This is a genomic window from Rhodopirellula sp. UBA1907, from assembly GCF_002337565.1.
Classification (GTDB): Bacteria; Planctomycetota; Planctomycetia; order Pirellulales; family Pirellulaceae; genus Rhodopirellula; species Rhodopirellula europaea.
Genome location: NZ_DDGH01000046.1, coordinates 1 through 1,024, shown reverse-complemented (window position 1 = coordinate 1,024; position 1,024 = coordinate 1). Strand labels below are relative to the sequence as shown.

General features: G+C 56.4%; 1 protein-coding gene. It reads right to left on the bottom strand.

From position 1 onward, the window contains the following. The coding region (ltrA, locus tag B2R17_RS09580; protein ID WP_286763822.1) for a group II intron reverse transcriptase/maturase at positions 1–1,024 on the bottom strand (1,024 nt) is incomplete at both ends.

Here is a 1,024-nt window from a genome sequence, read left to right as displayed (position 1 = left end):
GTTGTCCTGACTTGATCCAGTGCGAAGTAACCTATCCAACCCATCGCGTAAGATCGAAACTCGCTCAGACGCGATTTCATCGACACACCTCGGCTCTTGCGAAAGATCTCCGAGGCACGCTGCTTGAAGGCATCCAGCTTCTTTTGACTCACCCGAATCTGGCCGCCGTATCCACGAAATTCGTAGCCCACGTACTCCAGCCCATCCGTTTGGCGGATCGAACTCTTGTCGTGATTGACTGCCAGCTTCAAGCGTTCTCGCAAGAAGCGTTCGACGCTCGCGTACACACGTTGTGCGGCGGCTTCGCTCTTCGTGAAGATCGCGAAGTCATCGGCATACCGCACAAAGGGAAGCCCGCGTTTCTCCAGCTCCTTGTCCAGTGCATCCAAGTAGATGTTGGAAAGCAGCGGTGAAAGTGGACCGCCCTGCATCGTTCCTTCTTCGCTGGGTTGGCATAGACCACCTACCATCACTCCGGCTCTCAAGTAGCGCCCGATCAACTTCAGCAATCGCTTGTCGTGGACCTTGCGGCTCACGCGTGACATCAGCACGTCGTGCTGGACTCGATCGAAGAATTTCGACAGATCCATGTCAACGCACCAGCGGCGACCACCGCGGATAATCGTCTGCACTTGCTTGACTGCACCTTGAGCCGAGCGGTGAGGTCGGTAACCGAAACTCGACTCGGAGAACTCCGGGTCGAAAATCGGGGTGAGGACTCGAACGATGGCTGTTTGGATCACACGGTCGAGCAAGTTTGGAATGCCAAGCTCGCGTGTGCCGCCATCGGGTTTCTCGATCGAAACACGTCGGGCCGGTGATGGCCGATAGGTTCCGTCGAGCAATTGTCCGCGAATCGTTTCCCATCGTGGACGAATCCATTCGGGGAATTCTTTCACCGTGATTCCGTCGGGCCCGGGGGCTCCGCGGTTGGTTCGGACTCGCGCCCAAGCCATCTCGATGATGATGTCGTCGACAATCTCTTCCATCAAAGCGTGGTCTTCGTTCAAGGCTGACTTCTCGA